The sequence below is a fragment of the Carnobacterium sp. genome, assembly GCF_032094055.1.
Lineage (GTDB): Bacteria > Bacillota > Bacilli > Lactobacillales > Carnobacteriaceae > Carnobacterium_A.
Genome location: NZ_DAMDAK010000077.1, coordinates 4,856 through 10,318 on the forward strand (window position 1 = coordinate 4,856; position 5,463 = coordinate 10,318).

5 protein-coding genes are annotated in these 5,463 nt (G+C 32.5%); 3 read left to right on the top strand and 2 right to left on the bottom strand.

The features are described from left to right. Positions 1–131 precede the first annotated feature (131 nt). The 3 genes from pflA (at position 132) to RT405_RS10750 (ending at position 3,069) form a co-directional block, all read left to right on the top strand. Complete coding sequence (pflA, locus tag RT405_RS10740; protein ID WP_313469624.1) at positions 132–893, top strand: pyruvate formate-lyase-activating protein; 762 nt, start codon at positions 132–134, stop codon at positions 891–893. A gap of 248 nt (positions 894–1,141) precedes the next feature. Further along, entirely contained in the window at positions 1,142–2,089 is a 948-nt protein-coding gene (locus RT405_RS10745; protein ID WP_313469625.1) for a LysR family transcriptional regulator, read from the top strand. Positions 2,090–2,139: 50 nt separating this feature from the next. Beyond that, complete coding sequence (locus RT405_RS10750) at positions 2,140–3,069, top strand: manganese-dependent inorganic pyrophosphatase (RefSeq protein ID WP_313469626.1); 930 nt, start codon at positions 2,140–2,142, stop codon at positions 3,067–3,069. Positions 3,070–4,087: 1,018 nt separating this feature from the next. On the opposite strand, the gene thpR is transcribed toward RT405_RS10750, so the two are convergent. Both thpR and RT405_RS10760 read right to left on the bottom strand, forming a co-directional pair. Further along, a complete protein-coding gene (gene thpR / locus RT405_RS10755) occupies positions 4,088–4,666 on the bottom strand; it encodes an RNA 2',3'-cyclic phosphodiesterase (protein WP_313469627.1) in 579 nt (192 codons plus the stop codon). After that, on the bottom strand, positions 4,648–5,463 hold an 816-nt coding region (locus RT405_RS10760; RefSeq protein WP_313469629.1), incomplete at its 5' end, for a GTP-binding protein. The genes RT405_RS10760 and thpR, both read right to left, overlap by 19 nt.

Consider the following 5,463-nt stretch of genomic DNA (forward strand, 5'->3'; position numbering starts at 1 on the left):
AGCAACAATTGGATGTTATCAATCGGACGATGCACGACAATATGTAAAAACAGAAATTACTATGATCATTAGTAAACTCTTATCCACTGGCTTGTCATAAAGAAAGAATTTAAAGAAATGGGGCTTTTTAGATGGGGAATTCAGCTGTTGGTTATGTTCATTCAACTGAAAGTTTTGGATCGGTTGATGGCCCAGGCATTCGTTTCATTGCTTTTATGCAGGGATGTCGTATGAGGTGCCAGTTCTGTCATAATCCTGATACATGGAATATGGGCGGGGGAACACCTTATACAGCAGATGAATTGCTGGATGAAGCGTTAAGCTATCGTGAATATTGGGGAGAAAGAGGGGGAATCACGATCAGCGGTGGCGAGCCTTTGCTGCATATAGACTTTTTAATTGAATTGTTTAAAAAAGCTAAATCTCAAGGAGTACACACAACCTTAGATACATGTGGCCAGCCATTCACTTACGATCAACCTTTTTTCGACCGATTTCAAGAACTGATGGAGTATACGGATTTATTATTATTTGATATCAAACATATTGACGATGAAAAACACAAAGAGTTAACGATGATGTCGAATAAGAATATTTTAAATATGGCACAGTATCTATCTGAAATCGAGAAGCCGGTATGGATTCGACATGTGCTGGTCCCTGAAAAGTCAGACTTTGACGAATACCTTATTCGTCTAGATACGTTTATACAATCTTTAAAAAATGTAGTGAAAGTAGAAATTTTGCCTTATCATAAATTAGGTGTCTATAAATATGCTGCTTTAAATATTCCTTACAAGTTAAAGGACATTGAACCTCCCACTACAGAACGGATTGAAAATGCGAAAAGATTATTGCACGTAGACCAATACAAATTGCATGAAATGATGTAAGCAGAGTAAGCAGTTGAGAAGAGGGTAGAGGGTGAGACAACAGTCTCGCCCTTTTTTATATGTCCAATTAGATGTATTCTCAAAAGGAGCTCTAGTGTCTAATTTATTAGGTCTGTAGTAGCGTTTAGTTATGTAAGGATACATCTTTATCAAATAGAAACCTAAAGGCCTTTTACTCTTCTTTATTTTGTTTCATTGAGCTAATTTATAAGATTTACGTTATAATATAGTACGAAGGAGGGGATACGATGGAACAGAAAAAGCCGGAAATGTTTTCTTCAAAGACATTAGACTATTTTCTTCAATTGGCAGAAACAATGAATTACACAAAAGCTGCTCAAATTTTAGGGATTACACAGCCGGCACTAACTCAACAAATTAAAAAGTTAGAAAAAGTGATAGGAGCTCCTTTGTTTTATTCAATGGGTAAAAAGCTGTATTTGACAGAAGCAGGACATACGATGCTGCAAACGACACATTCTATTTATGCCATTTTGACTAATGCAGCGGATAAGATACAAAAGAATACAAATACCAATAAAGGAGAAATCAAAATAGGCTTATTATCATCCATTGAAGATAAAGTATTTATTGACTTTTTCAGCGACTATTTTAAAACAAATCCTGGTATAAAACTAACTTTATTGATGTTGAGCCGCGATGAAATTTGGAATAAATTGGAAAAAAATAGTATTGATTTAGCTATTATGTATTTGCCAGATCAGAAAATAAAAAATTGGAAATCCTATACTGCTGAGAAAATATTTGAAGAAGAATTGTTATTTATCCATCATAAAAAAGAATTGAATGATCAAGAATCCATTACACTAGCACAAACAACGAATCACCAATGGACAGTCTATCCAGATACATATTATATGAATGATTTATTACGTGAGGAATTTAAAAACCAAATGAGGGATTGGCCATCTATTTCTGGTTTTTTTACCACTCCACAGCAATTATATAAGTTTAGTAAGTCGACCAAAAGCTTTACAGCATTGCCTTATTCCTTTGTTTCCAATCATCAGCAAAAGTTGGATTATGCGGCACTTTCTTTTGATCCGCCTATCTTTTTCCAATTGTCTTTTATCTATCGTAAAGATAAGGAATTGATTCCAAGAATTAAAAAATTTCTAATTGATTTTAAATTGTATTTAGAAAAATCCGACTATTCTACTAGACTAAAATTCTAATTTAGTGAATAATAGAAGGTGAAGTTATGAAAATAAAGGAGCGTTATAATATGAAGAAAGTATTGATCTTTGGACATCAAAACCCCGATACAGACGCAATTGCATCGGCTATTTCGTTTGCTTATCTGCAAAATCAGTTGGGGGTAGAAGCTGAAGCAGTGGCTTTAGGAGAAGTGGGAGAAGAAACTCGTTATGCATTGGACTATTTTAACTTTGAAGCGCCGCGTGTCATCGAAACAGCAGCAAGTGAAGTAGAACAAGTGATGCTAGTCGATCATAATGAGTTCCAACAAAGTGTTTCAGATATAAAAGATGTAGAAATAACTGCTGTTGTTGATCATCATCGGATAGCTACTTTTGAAACAGCTAATCCGCTTTATTATCGTGCAGAACCTGTTGGCTGTACAAATACGATTATTTTAAAATTATTTAAAGAAAATGCAGTTGAGATTCCTAAAGAATTAGCTGGTTTGATGTTATCTGCTATCATTTCAGACAGTTTGTTGTTCAAATCTCCAACATGCACACAAGAAGATGTTAAAGCAGCAAAAGAATTAGCTGACATTGCAGGTGTGGATAGTGAAACGTATGGTTTAGACATGTTAAAAGCCGGCACGGATCTAAGCCAAAAATCAGTAGAAGAATTATTGACTATGGATGCTAAAAGTTTCCCAATGGGAGATAAAAGTGTTCGAATCGCACAAGTAAACGTTGTAGATGTAAATGATGTATTTTCTAAACAAGCTGAATTAGAATCAGCAATGAATCAAGAAAATTCAGAAAAGAATTATGATTTATTTATTTTAGTCGTTACGAATATCTTAGACAGTGATTCAGTTGTATTAGCGGTAGGAACACCAATGGAAGCTGTAGAAGAAGCATTTAAAATTAAATTAGAAAATAACAAAGCTACTTTAAAAGGAGTAGTTTCACGTAAAAAACAAGTAGTGCCGCAATTAACAGCTGCATTAACTAAATAATAAAGAAATAAAATAAAAGTAGAGAAAACCAGATTGAATAACTAAATTCAATCTGGTTTTTTGTTAATAGCAATTATTGGTAAAAGAAATTTAAGTTTAAACGTTTTAGAGAACAAGTAATAGGAGAATATCCATAGTACTAATCTGAAATGAGCTTAAAACCATCTATAAAAACAGTCAATTTTTGGAAAAACATAAGATTCTATTTTAGATACTACTGTGTATAATATATATTATGTAAACTAATAAAAATTAAAATGAGTACCTTATATAGGTTCCATAACTTTTGCACGTTATCCTCTCTTTTTGATTCGTTTTTTATTTTTCAAATCATTTAACCATTCAGATATAATTTTGGCGTTTTTTAGTAAATAAAAATACTTCTTTATAGAAAATTATTATCTTTAGTAGAATGTTTTATACTAACGTATGAAAATTATGTTTAGAGTAATTTATTTTTTAGATTTTTTTTGATTTGCTCGCTAAAACTATTTATACAATAGAAAATAAAAAATGTTCTTAAATCGACTAGCTAATATTTTTTATCCATTTAATCGTATCTGTAAAAATCTGAATTGAATATATTCAATTTTTAAAATAAATTTTAGCTGTAGGATTTGTTTATTGTATTTAATGCTGATATTCATGATTTAGAAAATAAATGATTATTTTGAAAAATCAGATTTATTAAAGCTTTTTTGGGACGAACATTCCTTTAAAGAGCTTTAATGAAGCAAAACCTTAGTTTATTTGCTAACCAAATAAGGTTTACACATTGCAAAAATAGTCAAAAAATCAAAAAGTGCTTAGCTCAGTTGAGTTAAGTACTTTTTGATTTTTTTCTACATTTATTTCCCTGTATATCAAGTACTATATAAAAAACTAGCCAGAATTTCTTTTGAAATACCAGAACTTTAAGCTCCCCTTCCTCTTTTCTCTTACTCCCTGCTCTCTTTTTTATAAAAGGAGAGCTAAAAAGAACAAGTACCCAGCTAGAGTAATTCTTTATTAAAAAGACTTATAGCACTTGCTGAAAGATCGGCACATACCGAAGACGCCCATTTAGTTGCTTACTCTCATATAAAATAATTTTTGTTACTTGTAGTTTAGTAGTTGGCTTATTATCTAAGTTCCCTTCCAATTCTTCTAAAGGTACTTTCAAAATCATTTGCCGACCAATAGTGATATGAGGCAAAAATGCTGGTTTTTTTAATTCGAAATAATCTTTTTCCTGAAAAGCTTTTTGTAAGACTGTATACAATTCAAATAATAATGGATTATTTTTAATCCCCAGCCAAATCACTTGTTTCTTTTTCTTGGTAAATTGTCCTAGATGATCTATTTCAATCTCAAAGGGCTTTACACTTTGGGCAGTTGTTGTGATAATTTCTTTTAACGGGTATAAATCTTGTTCATTTATTTCTCCAATAAATTGAAGCGTTAGATGAAAATTGTCATAAAAAACAAAATTCCCTTTTGTAACATAAGGTTTTAATTCGTTTTGTAATGAGACTAACTCTTCTTTTATACTTTCTAGTTCTATTCCAATAAAAACGCGTCTGCTAAAAGTTTTATTACTTACTTCTTTTTCTTCCATAAGGACCATCTCTTTTTAGTTTTTTGTTGCTGGTTTTCAATTGGTGGAAAATCTGTCTCACTGTCTTTTATATCAGCTGCCTGCTTTCCTCTTTTTAAACGCTGTTCAAATTTTTCTCTCATAAGTTGCTCAATATTATTTAAATCAGGGTATTTTCCTTCTTTTTCGCCTTTTGCGATAATCGTCATGACTTCTATATAGCTCATAGCTAATGCTGTAGTCAGAATAGAGGCAGTTGTTCCGCTAATCAATCCGCCCACTATAGTTCCGACTCCTGGAATCAACTTAGCAAGGTTAGAAGCAATATACTTACCAGCATAGGTAGCTCCTCCAGTTCCTCCGATCGCAGCTACTAAACTGGTAATAGTCGCTTTATCCATCGAGATGCCAAAAATAGCAGTAATATGAGCCAGTAATGTTACTTGCATAGGCACTAGGATAGAAGCATCGGAAAATGGAATGGGAACAAATCCGATTCCGAATGAAGTTGCGATATAGGTAGTCGCCCAACTACGGGCAGATTTTGCTTTGCGTTCAATATCTACTTGTTGGGCATTGTTAAAAGCTTTTTTTTGCTCCTCTGGAATAATTTCAAAACTGCGTTCAATCAATTCTTTTAAGCCAAAAGAAGGGATTGAAATTTCGTCAGAAACAGGAAATTCTTGAGCCATGACATTGATAACACCATAAATGTTTAAATTAAGATTTTCGATATAGGCTTTCAGTTCTTTAGCTGGGTTGCCAATTGATTGAGTCAGAACCACTAGAACAGGAACCTCAGCGCTTAAAGCTTTAAT